Raw genomic sequence first — 14,289 nt, forward strand, 5'->3', positions numbered from 1 at the left:
GTGGGGGCACCTGATTTCGCCTTGCCCGCGCCTGCACAGGTCCCCGCCCCCCCGGCGCGGCCTGTTCCTCCTACCGGCGGGCGGTGGCGAGGCCTGCGTTGCGGGCGCGTTCGACGGCCGGGGTGATGGCGGCGGTGAGGGCGTCGACGTCCCTGCGGGTGGAGGTGTGGCCGAGGGAGAAGCGGAGACTGGCGCGGGCGAGCAGCGGGTCCGCCCCCATGGCGAGCAGCACGTGGCTGGGCTGCGGCACGCCGGCCGAGCAGGCGGAGCCGGTCGAGCACTCGACGCCCTGGGCGTCGAGCAGCATGAGCAGGGCGTCGCCCTCGCAGCCGGGGAAGGAGAAGTGGGCGTTGGCGGGGAGCCGTCCGGCCGGGTCGGGGTCGCCGTTGAGGAGGGCGTCCGGGACGGCGGCGGTGACGGCGGCGACCAGTCCGTCGCGGAGTGCGCCGACCGTGGTCGCGAAGTCGCTGCGCCGTTCGACGGCGAGCGCGGCGGCGGCGGCGAATCCGGCCGCGGCGGGCACGTCGAGGGTGCCCGAGCGGACGTCGCGCTCCTGGCCGCCGCCGTGCAGCAGCGGGACGGGGGCGGCGTTGCGGGCGAGCAGCAGGGCGCCGATGCCGTACGGGCCGCCGATCTTGTGGCCGGTGACGGTGAGCGCGGTGAGTCCGGAGTCGGCGAAGGAGACCGGGACCTGGCCCAGCGCCTGGACCGCGTCCGCATGCATCGGGATGTCGAACTCACGGGCGACGGCGGCGAGTTCGACGACGGGCTGGAGGGTGCCGACCTCGTTGTTGGCCCACATGACGGTGATCAGGGCGACGTCGGCCGGGTTGCGGAGGACGGCCTCGCGCAGGGCGTCGGGGTGGACCCGCCCGTAGGCGTCGACCGGCAGGTAGTCGACCTGGGCGCCCTCGTGCTCGGAGAGCCAGTGGACGGCGTCGAGGACGGCGTGGTGCTCGACGGGGCTGCACAGGATGCGGCGGCGGGCCGGGTCGGCGTCGCGGCGGGCCCAGTAGAGGCCCTTGACGGCGAGATTGTCCGACTCGGTGCCGCCGGCGGTGAGGACGATCTCGCTGGGGCGGGCGCCGAGCGACTCGGCGAGCGACTCCCGGGACTCCTCGACCACCCGGCGGGCGCGGCGTCCGGCCGCGTGCAGCGAGGAGGCGTTGCCGACGACGCCGAGGTGGGCGGTCATGGCGGCGACCGCCTCGGGCAGCATCGGTGTGGTGGCCGCGTGGTCGAGGTATGGCATGGCGGCTCCCAGTGTAGGGGCCGTCACCGGGTGCGCCGGGCGGGAGGTACGCCGGGGTCACGATTTGGCCATTGCAGCCTGTGCAACGCGCCGTTAGCCTCCTGCCTCACTGCCGTGCGTTGAGGGGTGGACGGATGTCGCAGACGGTGGACCGGGCGCTGACGATCCTCGCCTCGCTCGGTGAGGGTCCCGCCTCGCTGGAGCAGGCGGCCGCCCGGATCGGTGTGCACAAGTCGACGGCGCTGCGGCTGCTGCGCACCCTGCAGGAGCACGGCTTCGTGCACCGCCAGCCGGACCACCGCTACCGCCTGGGCGGGCGGCTGTTCGGGCTGGCGCAGCAGGCGCTGGAGTGCATCGACATCCGGCAGGTCGCCGCGCCGTACCTGGCCTCGCTGTGCGAGCGGTACGGGCACACGGTGCAGCTGGCGGTGCTGGAGGACGGCGCGGTGCTGTACCTGGACCGGGTCGAGGGCCGGTACCCGGCGGAGCCGAGCGGTGCCCCGGAGGCGGCCGGCCGGATCGGCACCCGTGTCCCGGCGGCGGCGAGCGCGGCCGGCAAGGTGCTGCTCGCCGATCTGCCGGAGGAGCAGCTGACGGCCCTTCTGGACGGTCTGGACGACGGGCCCCGGAAGGCCGGGCGCCCGGCCGACGGACTGCGGGCCGACGGGCTGCGGGCGGAGCTGGCGGCGGTGCGCCGGCAGGGCTGGGCGGCGGGCCAGGGCGGCTACCGGGACTCGGTGGACTGCCTGGCGGCGCCGATCGTGGGCGCCGAGGGCCGGTCGATCGCGGTGTGCACCATCTCGGCGCCGGCCCGCCTCGCGCCGGACGCGGAACTGAGCCGGCTGCTGCCGGAGCTGCTCTGCACGGTGGAGGCGATCTCCCTGGCGTACGGCGGCTCGCCTACTCCTCGCTGGTGCGAGAATCGTTGCGGTGCCAAGCACGTGGTGCGCGCCAGCCGTACCTGAGGGCGAGCATCCGGATGGCGAAGGCACTGAGCGCGGCCGCACCGGCGTTCAGCGGGGTGAGCCGGTTGCCGGCGATGAGCGCCGCGACGACGGTGGAGCCGACCAGGGCGGGCACGGCGTAGATCTCGCGGTCCCAGCGCAGCAGGGCGGGCGGTTCGAGGGCGAGCAGGTCGCGGACGACGCCGCCGCCGGCCGCGGTGAGCATGCCCAGGGCGACGGACGGGACGAAGCCGAGGCCGTAGTCGTGGGCCTTGATGGTGCCGGCGACGCAGAACAGGCCGAGGCCGGCGGCGTCCAGGGTCTGCACGGCGGTGTTGATCCGTTCGACCTGCGGGTGCAGGAAGAAGACCACGAGCCCGGCGGCGAGCGGGGTGGAGAAGTAGCCGAGGTTGCTGAAGGCCGCCACCGGCGTGGCCCCGATGACCAGGTCGCGCATGACGCCCCCGCCGAGGGCGGTCGCCTCGGCGAGGACGCAGATGCCGAAGATGTCCATGTTCTTGCGGACGGCCAGCAGGCCGCCGGACAGGGCGAAGACGAAGATGCCGACCAGGTCCAGGGCCTGCTGCAGCCCCGGGGAGAAGATTTGCGAGCTCACCGCCCCATCCTCCCCGGTCGGATTGTCCGATCTTGCACCACCCGGCCGCGGGGTACGCCCGGTCGGGGGATCGCGGCGGGCGGCACCGGTCCGGCAGACTCCGCTGCAGGGCCGAAGGACGGGGGGCACGGGTGCCGTACGGCGCTGTCGAACGGTGCGACTGCGGCACCGCCCGGCCGGACGGCCGGCAGCTGGTCTGCCGCGGCTGCCTGACGCCGTACACGCTGCTGCGGCCGGGGCCGGTGCTGCGGCTGGTCTTCCCGACCGGCGCGGTCGAGCTGGCCGCCGGCGAGCAGGCGGTGCTCGGACGGGACCCGGTGCAGTCGCCGTACGCGTACCTCTTCCGCGACCTCCTCACCGTGTCGGCCCGTCACCTCCGGGCCGGACTCGCACCCGGCGGCCCGGCCTGGGTGGAGGACCTGGGCTCCACCAACCGCACCACCCTGAACCGCCGTCGGCTCCCACCCGGCGAGCGCCGCCCCCTCGCCGACGGCGACCGCCTCCGCCTCGCCCGCGACATCCCGGTCCGCGTCCACCTCACCCCGGGCGAGCCGTGAGGGGCGCGCAGTGCCCCCGCGCCCCTGCAGTGCCCCCGCGCCCCTGAGATCCCGCCGCTCAGTGCGGCGGCAGGCCGTGGACCGCTCGGGCGAGCGGGTGGTGGGCGGGGAGGGCTGCGGCGGTGTCGGTCTGCAGGACGGCCAGGCGGTGGGCCGCCTCCTCGCGGCGGCCGAGCACCCGCAGGGCCCGAACGGCGCCGAGCCGGGCGGCCAGTGCCGCGGCCGGCCCCTCCCGTCCGGTGCCGGCGAGCAGGTCGGCCAGCTCGGTGAAGCGGCGTTCGGCCGCGGCCGCGCGTCCGGCGGCCAGGTCCTGTTCGGCTGCCTCCAGCTGCTCCCACGCGTCCTCGGCCTCCCGTGCGGGAACGTCCGGGGGCGGCCCGGGACGCCCGCCGCCGGTCGGCACGTCCCGTTCGGCCTCGACCGCGAGCCGGGCCTCGGTGACGCCGATCCCGGTCGTCGCCCCGGTGCCCGCGGCGGCGGCCTGCCCGAGGGCGTCCCGGACGGCGCCCGCGGACGGCCGGTCGGCGGGCCGCGCGGCGAGCATCGCCAGGACGAGTGCGGCCGTTGCGGCGGGCGCCCGTGGCGGTTCGGGCCTCTCCCGGCGCAGCAGGTCGTCGGGCGGGTGGGGCGGCCGGCCGCAGAGCAGGGTGTAGAGGACGGCGCCGAAGGCCCAGACGTCGGCGGGGGTGTCGGCCTCCTCTCCGCGCAGCTGCTCCGGGGCCATGTAGAGCGGGGTGCCGATGCGGGTGCCGATCCGGGTGTAGCGGGTGAGTCCGGCGTCCGGTGCGGCGGCGACGCCGAAGTCGAGGATCCGGACGTCGCCGCGGGCGTCCAGCATGAGGTTGGACGGTTTGAGGTCGCGGTGCACCACGGGGGCGGGCCGGGTGTGGGCGTGGTCGAGGGCGTCGGCGATGCGGTGGCCGTGGTGCAGCACGTCGCGGGGGTCGAGCGGCCGGCCGCGTTCGGTGAGCAGGGTCTGCAGGTCGGGGCCGGGCAGGTACTCCAGGACGATGAAGGCTGTGCCGCCGTGCGTGCCGCGGTCGAGCACGCCGACGATGCCGGGGTGGTGCAGCCGGGCGAGCAGGCGGGCCTCACGGTCGAAGCGCCCGCGGACGGCCTCGGGGCCCTCGCCGCCGTCGGCGCGCGGGGAGGGTGTCTTGACCGCGACCTCGCGCCCGAGTTCGTGGTCCCAGCCGCGGAAGACGGTGCCGTGGCCGCCGCGCCCGAGTTCGCGGAGCAGTCGGTAGCGGCCGGCCAGGACGTCCCCGGGGCGGATCACCGCCGTCTGCCGGGCCGTCGCGGCGGCGGCTGGATCCAGGTGGCGCGCAGGTCCTCGCCGTACGGGGCGGCCGGTCCCGACTCCTCGTCGAAGGCGAACTCCTTTGCGCTGAGCAGGAGTTCGACGGTGTCGTGGAGCAGGACGACGTCCCCGCGGGCGAGCGTCCTCGGTCGGCCGCGGCGCAGCTGCGTCTCCTCGCCGTCCCGGCGGCGGATCCGGGTGCCGTTGCTGCTGAGGTCCTCGACGGTGATCTGCGGTCCGGTCTGCCGGACGGCGACGTGCTCGCGGCTGATCCACTCCCGGGCGCCGCCGGTCAGCCAGGCGGCGAGCGGCAGGGCGGTCGCCGGTCGGGCCGTCGCCGGTCGAGCGGGGACGGGCTCGCGCGGTGCCCGGCCGACGGTGATCGGGCGGCCCTCGGAGACGACCCGTCGGCAGCGTTCGATGCCGTCGATCCGCACCTTGAGCTGGCTGCGGTGCGGCGCCTCCCCGAGGTCGGCGAGCGGGCGCTGGTGGGTGGGGCAGTGCGGGGTGCGGTGGCCCCGGCAGTCGGGCAGCGGTCCTGCGGCGGGGGCGGCGGGGCCGAAGGTGGGGCAGCCGGGGACCGGGCAGCGCCAGCGGCGCGAGAGCAGGTCCCGGCGGGGCCCGTCGCCGCGCCGGCGGTACAGGCCGGCGGCGAGCAGGGCGCTCTCCTCCTCCTTGCGGGAGATCACCCAGTCCGGGGGGATCTCCATCAGGCGGGGGACGACGGCGATGCCGGGCGGGGCGTCGATCGGGACGGGCTTCAGGAAGCGCCGCCGGCTGCCGGCGATCCACGGGTAGCGGCGGATGTACTCGTCGTACCGGTCGCTGCTGACGACGGGTCGGCGGGTGCGGTCGGCGAGGTCGAGCACCCGGTCGTCGGCGACGGGCAGTACCTCGATCAGGCCGCGGCGCTCCCAGTCGGCGAGGATCTGCCGTTCGGTGCGGGTGAGTTCGGGCAGGTCGAGCAGGGAGCGGTCGCAGACCGGGTAGACGTGCACGGCGGGGTCGCCGGTCCAGCGGACGAGGGCGGCCAGCAGCGCGGTGAAGCGGCCGAGGTCCGCCTCGCGGCCGCCGAGGAGTCCGGTCTCGCGGACGACGTTGGAGAGGTCGACGACCACGTCGGCGGCGAGCGCGTCGACGGCGAGGTGCGGCTCCGGCTGCATGGCTCGGAACGTAGCACCCCGCCGTCCGGCGGTTCCGCCGTTCGCCCGATCGGGTCAGGCGAAGGCCTCCTGCGGGGCCGGGCCGCCGAGCGCGTTGCGCCGCTCGGGCATCGCCAGGGTGGTCATCCGCCGCCAGCCGACGGCCCGTTCGTAGAGGTAGACGCCGTGGATGCCGGCCGCGAGCGCCGCCGACTTGGCCCGCGGCCAGCGCAGGATCGCACCCATGTGCGCCATGACCGCGAGGCTGACGTCGCGGTAGGTGCGGATCTCGGCGCGGGCGGTCTCCTGGAGGGTGGTCAGGATCGCCCGGCCGTGGCCCTCGGCGGCGAGGCGCAGCAACTCCTCGTGACAGAAGGCGAGGTGGTTGTCCTCGTCGTTGGAGATCATGCGCACCGCGCGGCCGACCACCGGGTGGTCCCCGAAGACCCGCTTCAGCAGCTGCATCTGCTCGGCGGCGCGCTGCTCGGTGACCCGGCTGTGCGCGAGGTAGGTGATGACGTCCTGCTCGGTGAGCGGCTCGTCGCGCTTGAGCCGGGTGTGGGCGAGGCCGATGCCCTGGCGCTCCAGCATCATCGTGTAGTCGGTGTCGTCGGGGACGTCGACCGGCTCCAGGCCGCGCTTGTGCAGCAGGGCGTTGAAGATCCGGCCGTGCTTGTCCTCGTCGGCGCCGTGGCGGGCGACCTTCGGGGCGAGGACCTGGTCGGTGACCAGCTTGGAGATCCGCCCGTTCTCCCAGCCGCCCTGGTCCTCGCCCTTGGCGGCGATGCTGCAGAAGAGCCGGAACGAGTCGTCGTTGTCGTGGATCTCCTGGAACAGGCTGCGTGCGGAGAGCATCTGGCCCACCTCCCCCGGCTGCCCGGGCAGGCGCCGTCGTCGATCGGATCCGAACACCGTCAGTGAACGCAGCCTCCCGGGCACCCGCAACAGCAGGCCCCGTCCGCTGGTCCGGACGAAGGACCCGCACCGGCCGGTGTCCGCTCAGCCGCGGGTGGCGGTGGCGACCAGGGCGGCGACCGGCAGGCCGTCCTCCGCGTACGGGGCGGCCAGGCGGAGGTACTCGGTGCGGATCGCCTCGACCTCCGCGGGCGGGCGGCCCTCGACGAGTGCGGCGGTGATCACGGTGCCGCCGAGGACGTGGCCCCACCAGTCGGCCGGGTCGACCCGGTGCGTCCAGCGGACCCGGTCGACGGACACCCCGGTGAAGCCGGCGCCGGTGAGCAGGGCGGCGAGGCCGTCGGGTGTGGCGTGCCGGGCGAAGGGGGCCGGGCCGGGGAGTCCGGCGGGCGGCGGGCCGCCGACGGCGCGGACGGCGTCGAAAACCAGGCCCTGCGCCCGGTTGGCGGCGAGGGTGTCCCAGCAGGAGAGGGCGAGCCGGCCGCCGGGGGCGAGCACCCGGTGCAGGTCGGCCGCGGCGGCCGACGGGTCCGGGACGTGGTTGATCACGAAGGCGCCGACCGCCGCCCGGAACCGGCCGTCCGGGTAGGGGAGTCCGGGCAGGACGGCGTGCTCGACCCGGGCGGCGGGCAGCGCCGCCGCGGCGGCCGCGACCATCTCCGGGACGGCGTCGGTGGCCGTCACCTCGGCGCCTCGGCGCAGGGCGAGCGCGGCGAGCCGGCCGGTGCCGCAGCCGACCTCCAGCAGCCGGGTGCCGGGGCCCGCGCCGACGGCGTCGAGCAGGGCCGGGTGCACCCCGGCGGTCATCGCGCCGAAGCCCTCGCCGTAGGTGGCGCTGCGGGCCGCCCAGCCGCGCTGTTCGAATGCGGCGAAGTCCGCCGCCCGTCCGCCGCTCACTGGACGCAGAACTCGTTGCCCTCGGGGTCGGCGAGGGTGACGTGCCGGGTGCCGGGCTCGTCGATCCGGGCGAGGACGGTGGCGCCCAGGGCGACCAGCCGGTCCACCTCGGCCTCGCGGCGGTCGGGTCCGGCGTGCAGGTCGAGGTGGAGCCGGTTCTTGACGGTCTTGGCCTCGGGGACGGCCTGGAAGAGCAGGCGCCGGCCGTGGCCGATGCCGGTGGCCGGGTCGAACCGGTCCTCGGGGTGGCGGACGGCGGCCATCGTGCGGAAGGCCTTGCGGCCGTCGACGACCGTCCAGGCCTCGGCGGGCAGCATTCCGCCGGCGACCAGCCGCTCCACGACCGGGCTGTTGTCCTCGACGAGGTAGCCGAGGGCCTCGCTCCAGAACGCGGCCTGGCGGTGCGGGTCCGCGCAGTCCACGACGATCTTGTAGTCGAGAGTCATGCTACCGGTTATAGTGGTTACATGGACGACGCCGCAACCGGACTCCTCCTCCAGTACCCCGACGGCAGCTCCCACCGCTTCGACCCCGGCGCGCTCTGCCTGGAGCTGCTGCCCACCGGCGGGCCCGGCGGGTACGCCCGCTACGAGGTGCTGCACCGGCCCGCCGACCTCGCCGACTGGATCGCCGCCTGCCGGCTGGACACCGGTGAGGTCGCCGTCGACGAGGCCGGGGTGGCAGCCGCCCGGGAGCTGCGCGACGCGCTCTGGCGGCTCACCGGGGCGAGGGCCGAGGGCCTCCCCGGCACCCCCGAGGACTACGCGGCGGTCAACCGGGCCGCCGCCGCTCCCCCGCCCGTCCCCCGGATCGGCCCCGACGGACGGCGCGCCGAACCCGCGCCCACCACGGCGGCCGCGGTGCTCTCCGCGGTCGCCCGGGACGCCGTCGACCTGTTCACCGGCCCGTACGCCGACCGGATCCGCGCCTGCGGCGCGGACGACTGCCGACTGCACTTCGTCGACACCTCGCGGCCCGGCCGGCGGCGCTGGTGCTCGATGGAGCGGTGCGGCAACCGCCACAAGGTCCGGGCGCTGCGCGCCCGGCAGACCGGAGGAGACGACTGATGCCCACCGGACTCACCAGGGACGCCGGCTGGCAGATCGGCGTCTCGCGCACCCTGCCGCACCCGCCCGGGGAGCTCTGGCGGCTCGTCACCTCGGCCGAGGGCCTCGCGCTCTGGCTGGGCGCGGGCGTCCACCCGCTGGGCGGCCCCGGCACCCGCTACCGGACGGCGGACGGCGCCACCGGCGAGGTGCGCAGCCACCACCCGGGCTCGCGGCTGCGGCTGACCTGGCGTCCGCCCGGGCGCGCCGCCGACACCGTGCTGCAGGTGACCGTCTCGCCGGCCCCGCACGGCGCGGTGCTCCGCTTCCACCAGGAGCGGCTGGCCGACGCAACGGAGCGCGAACGGCAGCGGGCGCACTGGGCCGCGGCGGTCGACGCGCTGGAACGCCTCGGCCCGGGTGCCTGAATCAGGCACCCGGGCCGGGTGGGTACTGCTCGGAGCGGGTCGCTGCGGATCAGCGGTGGTCCGCGCCGCGCTGGGCGTGGATGCCCGGCTTGCGCATGCCGACCGACAGGTCGTCGTTCTCCGGGAAGTGGCAGGCCACCTGGTGGCCCGGCCGCGCCGCGACGAGCGGCGGCTCCTGGGTGGCGCAGACGTCCTGCGCCTTCCAGCAGCGGGTGCGGAAGCGGCAGCCGCTCGGCGGGTTGAGCGGCGACGGCACGTCACCGGTGAGCAGGATGCGCTCGCGGCGCTCCTTGCGGCGCGGGTCCGGCGTCGGCACCGCCGACATCAGCGCGTTGGTGTACGGGTGCATCGGCACGCTGTACAGCGAGTCGCGGTCGGCGATCTCGACAATCTTGCCGAGGTACATCACCGCGACGCGGTCCGACACGTGCCGGACGACCGAGAGGTCGTGGGCGATGATCAGGTAGGTCAGGCCCAGCTCGTTCTGCAGGTCGTCGAGGAGGTTGACCACCTGCGCCTGGATCGACACGTCGAGCGCGGAGACCGGCTCGTCCGCCACGATCATCTTCGGCTTGAGGGCCAGCGCGCGGGCGATGCCGATGCGCTGGCGCTGGCCGCCGGAGAACTCGTGCGGGTAGCGGTTGTAGTGCTCCGGGCTCAGGCCGCAGAGCTCCAGCAGCTCCTGGACGGCCCGCTTGACGCCGCCCTCGGTGGCCACCTTCTGCAGCCGGAACGGCGCGCCGACGATGGTGCCGACGGTGTGCCGCGGGTTCAGCGACGAGTACGGGTCCTGGAAGATCATCTGAATGTCCCGGCGGAGCGGGCGCATCGCCGAGACGCCGAGGTGCGTGATGTCCGTGCCCTCGAACTCGATCTTCCCGCCGGTGGGCTCGTCCAGACGGGTCACCAGGCGACCCATGGTGGACTTGCCGCAGCCGGACTCGCCGACCACGCCGAGGGTCTCGCCGGGCCGGACCTCGAAGTCGAGGCCGTCCACGGCGCGCACGGCGCCGGCCTGGCGGCGCAGCAGCCCCTTGGTGATCGGGAAGTGCTTGGTCAGCCCGGTCACCTTGAGCAGGGGCTGACGGTCGGAGGCGGGCGCGGGTGCGGGGATCGCCGCCGTCTTCGAATCCGTCATCGGTTGTCTCCTGAGTGTGTTGCAGGCGGCCGGGTCACAGCCGGGGCGCGATCTCGTCGGCGAAGATCCGGTGCCGTTCGGCGATCGGCAGGTGGCAGGCCGCGAGGTGCCGGGGGGCGGCCTCGGCCAGCACGGGCACCTCGGAGGTGGACCGACCGCCGGTCAGCTCGGCGTACGGGCAGCGCGGGTGGAAGGCGCAGCCGGACGGCACGTTGATCAGGCTCGGCGGGGTGCCCTTGACCGGGATCAGCCGGTCCTGGAGCTCCCGGTCGAGCCGGGGCATCGAGCCGAGCAGGCCCCAGGTGTAGGGGTGCTCGGGCGCCTCGAAGAGGGACGCGGCCGGGCCGCGCTCGACCGACTTGCCGCCGTACATCACCAGGATGTCGTCGGCCAGTTCGGCCACCACGCCGAGGTCGTGCGTGATGATGATGACGGCCGAGCCGAACTCCTTCTGCAGGTCCCGGATGAGGTCCAGGATCTGCGCCTGGACGGTGACGTCCAGGGCGGTGGTGGGCTCGTCCGCGATCAGCAGCGACGGGTCGTTGACCAGGGCCATGGCGATCATGGCGCGCTGGCGCATGCCGCCGGAGAACTCGTGCGGGTAGGCGTCCACCCGCTTGTCCGGCTGCGGGATGCCGACCCGGTCGAGCATCTCGATCGCGCGGGTGCGCGCCTGCTTCTTGCTGGCGCCCGGGTGGTGCGCCCGGTAGCCCTCGACGATCTGCGCGCCGACCGTGTAGTACGGGTGCATCGCGGTCAGCGGGTCCTGGAAGATCATCGCCATCTTCTGGCCGCGGAGCTTGCGCACCCGCTCGGGGTCGGCGGCGACGAGCTCCTCGCCGTCCAGCCAGACCTCGCCGGTGATCCGCGGGGCGCCGCGCTTGGTGCCGGTGCGGTGCAGGCCCATGATCGACAGCGAGGTGACGGACTTCCCGGAGCCGGACTCGCCGACGATGCCGAGGGTCTTGCCCTTCTCCAGGTCGAAGGTGAGGCCGTCGACCGACTTGACCAGTCCGTCCTCGGTGGGGAAGTGCACCCGGAGGTCGCGCACCGAGAGGAAGGCGGAGGGCTTGGTGGTGTTCAAGGTCTTGCTCATGCCAGCCTCACCCGAGGATCGACAACGGCGTACAGCACGTCAACCAGCAGGTTGGCGATGATGATGAAGAAGCCGGCGAAGAGCGTGACACCCATGATCACCGGGAGGTCGCTGGAGCTGACCGCGGAGACCGCCTCGTAGCCCAGGCCCCGGAAGTTGAAGGTCGACTCGGTGAGCACCGCGCCGCCGATCAGGGCACCCAGGTCCATGCCGAAGACGGTGAGGATCGGGGTGAGGGTGGAGCGCATGGCGTGCTTGCCGATGACCGTCCGCTCGCCGAGGCCCTTGGCCCGGGCGGTGCGGATGTAGTCCTCGCCGAGCACCTCGAGCAGGGTGGCGCGGGTGAGGCGGGCGTAGGTCGCGGCGTAGAGGAACGCCAGGGTGACCCACGGCAGCACCAGGTTCTGGAACCACGCGACCGGGTCGTCGCCCAGGTTCACGTAGTCGTGCGGGAACCAGCCGAGCTGGTAGACGAAGATCGCGCTGGCGAGCATGCCGGTGAAGTAGATCGGCAGCGAGACGCCGGCCAGGGCGGTCGTCATGGTGACGCGGTCCAGCAGGGTGCGGCGGCGCAGTGCGGACACGACGCCGGTCGCGGTGCCGAACACCAGCCACAGGGTGGCCGCTCCGGCGGCGAGCGAGGCGGTGACGCCCAGTCGGTCCAGCAGGACGGGCCACACCTCCTGCTCGGTCTTGAAGGAGTAACCGAAGCACGGCGCGGAGCAGTGGGTGATGTCCACGCCGGTGCTGTAGTCGCGCCCGACGAACAGGCCCTTCAGGAACAGGAAGTACTGCTCGACGATGGACTTGTCGAGGCCCATCTTGTGTCGGATACCCTCGACGGCCACCTTGTCGGCGATCTTGCCGACGTAGAGCAGCGCGGGGTCGGTCCCGGTCAGTTTCGGCACCATGAAGAAGATGCCGAAGGTGACCGCGGAGACCACCAGCAGCATGGCGACGACATTGACGAGCCGTCGGATGAGATATACGAGCACTGCGGTCGGCCCCGCCCCGGGCCGGCCGCGTCCCTGTGGGGACGCCGGCCGACCCGGGCGGAGCCTTCACCTGCCCTTCGGACTAGCTGTGCGAACTACGGGTGCGGGCGGGGCAGGTCACTTGCCGTCGGAGACGCCGAGTGCCTGGAAGTCGACCTCACCGAACGCGTCGTTGATGAAGACGTTGGTCAGGCGCGGGTTGCGGTAGTTGAGCGCCTTGTCGGCCACGATCGGCAGCCACACGGCGGTGTCGACGACCTTGTGGTTGATCTGCTTGTAGAGCTCGGCGGCCTTGGCCGGGTCCGTCTGGGCCGCGGCGTCGTCGAAGAGCTTGTCGACCGCCGGGTCGGAGGTCTCCGGGTAGTTGCTGTTGCCGTTCTTGGTGATGAAGCGGCTGTCCATCAGGGGCTGCATGTAGCCGGCGCCGTTCGGGTAGTCGGCACCCCAGCCGGCGACGATCAGGCCGTAGCCCTTCTGGTGGACGACGTCCGGCGCACCGGCGACGGAGGCGAGCAGCTTGCCGTCGTACTGGTCGACGTTCACCGTCACGTTGATGGCCTTGAGGGCGGTCTGCAGCGCGACGGCCGAGTTGACCTCCTTGGCCTTGTTGCCGCGGACGGCGATCGTGGTGGTGAAGCCGTCCGCCTTGCCGCACTCCTTGAGCTCGGCCTTGGCCTTCTCCAGGTCGGCCTTGCCGTCGGTCAGGCCGAACGGGTCGTAGTCGTCCGAGCCGAGGATGTTCGGGGGCAGCATGTTGCCGTAGGTGGAACCGGCGACCGAACCACCGCGGGCGGTCTGCAGCGCGGTCGGGTCGGCCGCGTACAGCACGGCCTTGCGGCAGTGGATGTTGTCGAAGGGGGCGACCTTCTGGTTCAGCGCGATGAAGCGGATGAAGCCGTTGTACGGGTCGTCCGAGTTCGCCTTGAGCTTCTCGTCCTGGAGGACCTTGACCTGGGCGGCCTGGGAGAGACCGGTCTGGCCGAAGTCGATGTCGACGGTGCCGGCCAGCAGGCGGGCGTCCATGTCGTCGGCGTTCGAGGTGACGGTCAGCTTGACGGTGTCCGGCAGCGCCTTGCGGAACGGGTCGGTGGCCGGGTCCCAGTTCTCGTTGCGGACGAGCTCGTAGCCCTTGCCCGGCTCGACCTTGGCGAACTTGTAGGGGCCGGAGGAGACCGGCTTGTCGCCGTACTTCGCGCCGGTGTCCAGCTTCTGCGGGACGGGCGAGGCGGAGCCCATCGCGAGCAGGAACGGGAAGGACGAGTCGGCCTTCGCCAGCTTGAAGACGATGGTGGTGTCGGTGGGGGTCTCGACCGACTTCAGACCCAGCTTGTTGGGGTCGGTGTCGGTGTAGGGGCCCTTGTAGTTCTGGCCCTGGTCCAGGGACTGGATCAGGTAGGTCGGACCACCGGAGACGACGTCCTGCGCGAAGATGCGCTCGATGCCGTACTTGATGTCCTTCGAGGTGATCGGCGAGCCGTCCTCGAACTTCAGACCCTGCTTCAGGTGGAAGGTGTAGGTCTTGCCGTCGGAGGACACGGCCGGCTGGTTCGCCGCCAGGTCCGGGACGAGCTTGAGGCCGTCCTTGCCCGGCTTCGCGTCGAAGGCCAGGAGGGTGCGGGCGTAGTAGCGCTCGAAGTTCCACACCGAGGCGTAGTAGGCGCGGCCCGGGTCGAGCGAGTCGACGTCCGTGCTCGTCCAGAGGTTGAGCGTGCCGCCCTTCTTGTCGGAGGGGTTCAGCACCTTGTCCACCGCGGCGTTGAAGCCGGCCGAGCCCTTGCTGGCGCTGTCGCTCGTGCCACCGCCCTTGGTGCCGCCGCAGGCCGCGGTGGTCAGGGCGAGCGCAGCCACGAGGGAAGCTGCGGCAAGTGTCCTGTTGCGCTTCATGGGTACGGAATCCTCCTGGTGATGTGCGGGCACGAACGGTCCGCCGGGGGTGGGCAGGCTGAGAGGGACCTGCCTGGCA

The 14,289-nt window shown here is 73.6% G+C and carries 15 protein-coding genes; 4 read left to right on the forward strand and 11 right to left on the reverse strand.

From position 1 onward, the window contains the following. Nucleotides 1–70 precede the first annotated feature (70 nt). Nucleotides 71–1,252 carry a cysteine desulfurase family protein gene (locus IE98_RS0124660; RefSeq protein ID WP_030272447.1) on the reverse strand — a complete coding sequence of 394 codons (1,182 nt, stop codon included), beginning with the start codon at nt 1,250–1,252 and terminating at the stop codon, nt 71–73. A gap of 134 nt (nt 1,253–1,386) precedes the next feature. Here IE98_RS0124660 and IE98_RS0124665 point away from each other — a divergent pair, with 134 nt between their 5' ends. Continuing rightward, entirely contained in the window at nt 1,387–2,217 is an 831-nt protein-coding gene (locus tag IE98_RS0124665; protein WP_030272449.1) for an IclR family transcriptional regulator, read from the forward strand. Here the strand turns inward: IE98_RS0124665 and IE98_RS0124670 are convergent. Continuing rightward, nucleotides 2,153–2,812 carry a trimeric intracellular cation channel family protein gene (locus IE98_RS0124670; protein WP_030272451.1) on the reverse strand — a complete coding sequence of 220 codons (660 nt, stop codon included), beginning with the start codon at nt 2,810–2,812 and terminating at the stop codon, nt 2,153–2,155. The genes IE98_RS0124665 and IE98_RS0124670 overlap by 65 nt on opposite strands. 131 nt (nt 2,813–2,943) lie before the next feature. Here IE98_RS0124670 and IE98_RS0124675 point away from each other — a divergent pair, with 131 nt between their 5' ends. Further along, nucleotides 2,944–3,369 carry an FHA domain-containing protein gene (locus IE98_RS0124675; protein ID WP_030272453.1) on the forward strand — a complete coding sequence of 142 codons (426 nt, stop codon included), beginning with the start codon at nt 2,944–2,946 and terminating at the stop codon, nt 3,367–3,369. A gap of 58 nt (nt 3,370–3,427) precedes the next feature. On the opposite strand, the gene IE98_RS44990 is transcribed toward IE98_RS0124675, so the two are convergent. From IE98_RS44990 to IE98_RS0124700, 5 genes are all read right to left on the reverse strand, one after another. Continuing rightward, the gene (locus IE98_RS44990) at nt 3,428–4,648 is read right to left on the reverse strand and encodes a serine/threonine-protein kinase (RefSeq protein WP_052390921.1); all 1,221 of its coding nucleotides are present in this window, start codon (nt 4,646–4,648) and stop codon (nt 3,428–3,430) included. After that, complete coding sequence (locus IE98_RS43015) at nt 4,645–5,832, reverse strand: FHA domain-containing protein (RefSeq protein ID WP_043175040.1); 1,188 nt, start codon at nt 5,830–5,832, stop codon at nt 4,645–4,647. The genes IE98_RS44990 and IE98_RS43015 overlap by 4 nt, the downstream gene beginning before the upstream one ends. Before the next feature lie 54 nt (nt 5,833–5,886). Then, nucleotides 5,887–6,666 (reverse strand): hypothetical protein, encoded by a 780-nt coding sequence (locus tag IE98_RS0124690; RefSeq protein ID WP_030272457.1) that lies wholly within the window; start codon nt 6,664–6,666, stop codon nt 5,887–5,889. 144 nt (nt 6,667–6,810) lie between these two features. Then, nucleotides 6,811–7,623, reverse strand: coding sequence for a class I SAM-dependent methyltransferase (locus IE98_RS0124695; protein WP_030272458.1), 813 nt, complete (start codon nt 7,621–7,623; stop codon nt 6,811–6,813). Further along, nucleotides 7,620–8,069 carry a VOC family protein gene (locus IE98_RS0124700; RefSeq protein ID WP_030272460.1) on the reverse strand — a complete coding sequence of 150 codons (450 nt, stop codon included), beginning with the start codon at nt 8,067–8,069 and terminating at the stop codon, nt 7,620–7,622. Before IE98_RS0124700 ends, IE98_RS0124695 begins: the two co-directional genes overlap by 4 nt. A gap of 21 nt (nt 8,070–8,090) precedes the next feature. On the opposite strand from IE98_RS0124700, the gene IE98_RS0124705 reads away from it, so the two are divergent. Beyond that, complete coding sequence (locus tag IE98_RS0124705) at nt 8,091–8,690, forward strand: CGNR zinc finger domain-containing protein (RefSeq protein ID WP_030272462.1); 600 nt, start codon at nt 8,091–8,093, stop codon at nt 8,688–8,690. Beyond that, nucleotides 8,690–9,097 carry an SRPBCC family protein gene (locus IE98_RS0124710; protein WP_030272464.1) on the forward strand — a complete coding sequence of 136 codons (408 nt, stop codon included), beginning with the start codon at nt 8,690–8,692 and terminating at the stop codon, nt 9,095–9,097. The genes IE98_RS0124705 and IE98_RS0124710 overlap by 1 nt, the downstream gene beginning before the upstream one ends. 49 nt (nt 9,098–9,146) lie before the next feature. On the opposite strand, the gene IE98_RS0124715 is transcribed toward IE98_RS0124710, so the two are convergent. The 4 genes from IE98_RS0124715 to IE98_RS0124730 form a co-directional block, all read right to left on the reverse strand. Then, on the reverse strand, nt 9,147–10,235 hold the full coding sequence (locus tag IE98_RS0124715; RefSeq protein WP_052390922.1) for an ABC transporter ATP-binding protein: 1,089 nt from the start codon (nt 10,233–10,235) through the stop codon (nt 9,147–9,149). A gap of 34 nt (nt 10,236–10,269) precedes the next feature. After that, nucleotides 10,270–11,331 (reverse strand): ABC transporter ATP-binding protein, encoded by a 1,062-nt coding sequence (locus IE98_RS0124720; RefSeq protein ID WP_030272468.1) that lies wholly within the window; start codon nt 11,329–11,331, stop codon nt 10,270–10,272. Further along, on the reverse strand, nt 11,328–12,326 hold the full coding sequence (locus tag IE98_RS0124725; RefSeq protein WP_030272470.1) for an ABC transporter permease: 999 nt from the start codon (nt 12,324–12,326) through the stop codon (nt 11,328–11,330). The genes IE98_RS0124720 and IE98_RS0124725 overlap by 4 nt, the downstream gene beginning before the upstream one ends. A gap of 117 nt (nt 12,327–12,443) precedes the next feature. Then, nucleotides 12,444–14,210, reverse strand: coding sequence for an ABC transporter substrate-binding protein (locus IE98_RS0124730; protein ID WP_030272472.1), 1,767 nt, complete (start codon nt 14,208–14,210; stop codon nt 12,444–12,446). Between the last annotated feature and the right edge of the window lie 79 nt (nt 14,211–14,289).

The sequence above is a fragment of the Streptomyces sp. NRRL B-24484 genome (assembly GCF_000717715.1).
Taxonomy (GTDB): domain Bacteria; phylum Actinomycetota; class Actinomycetes; order Streptomycetales; family Streptomycetaceae; genus Kitasatospora.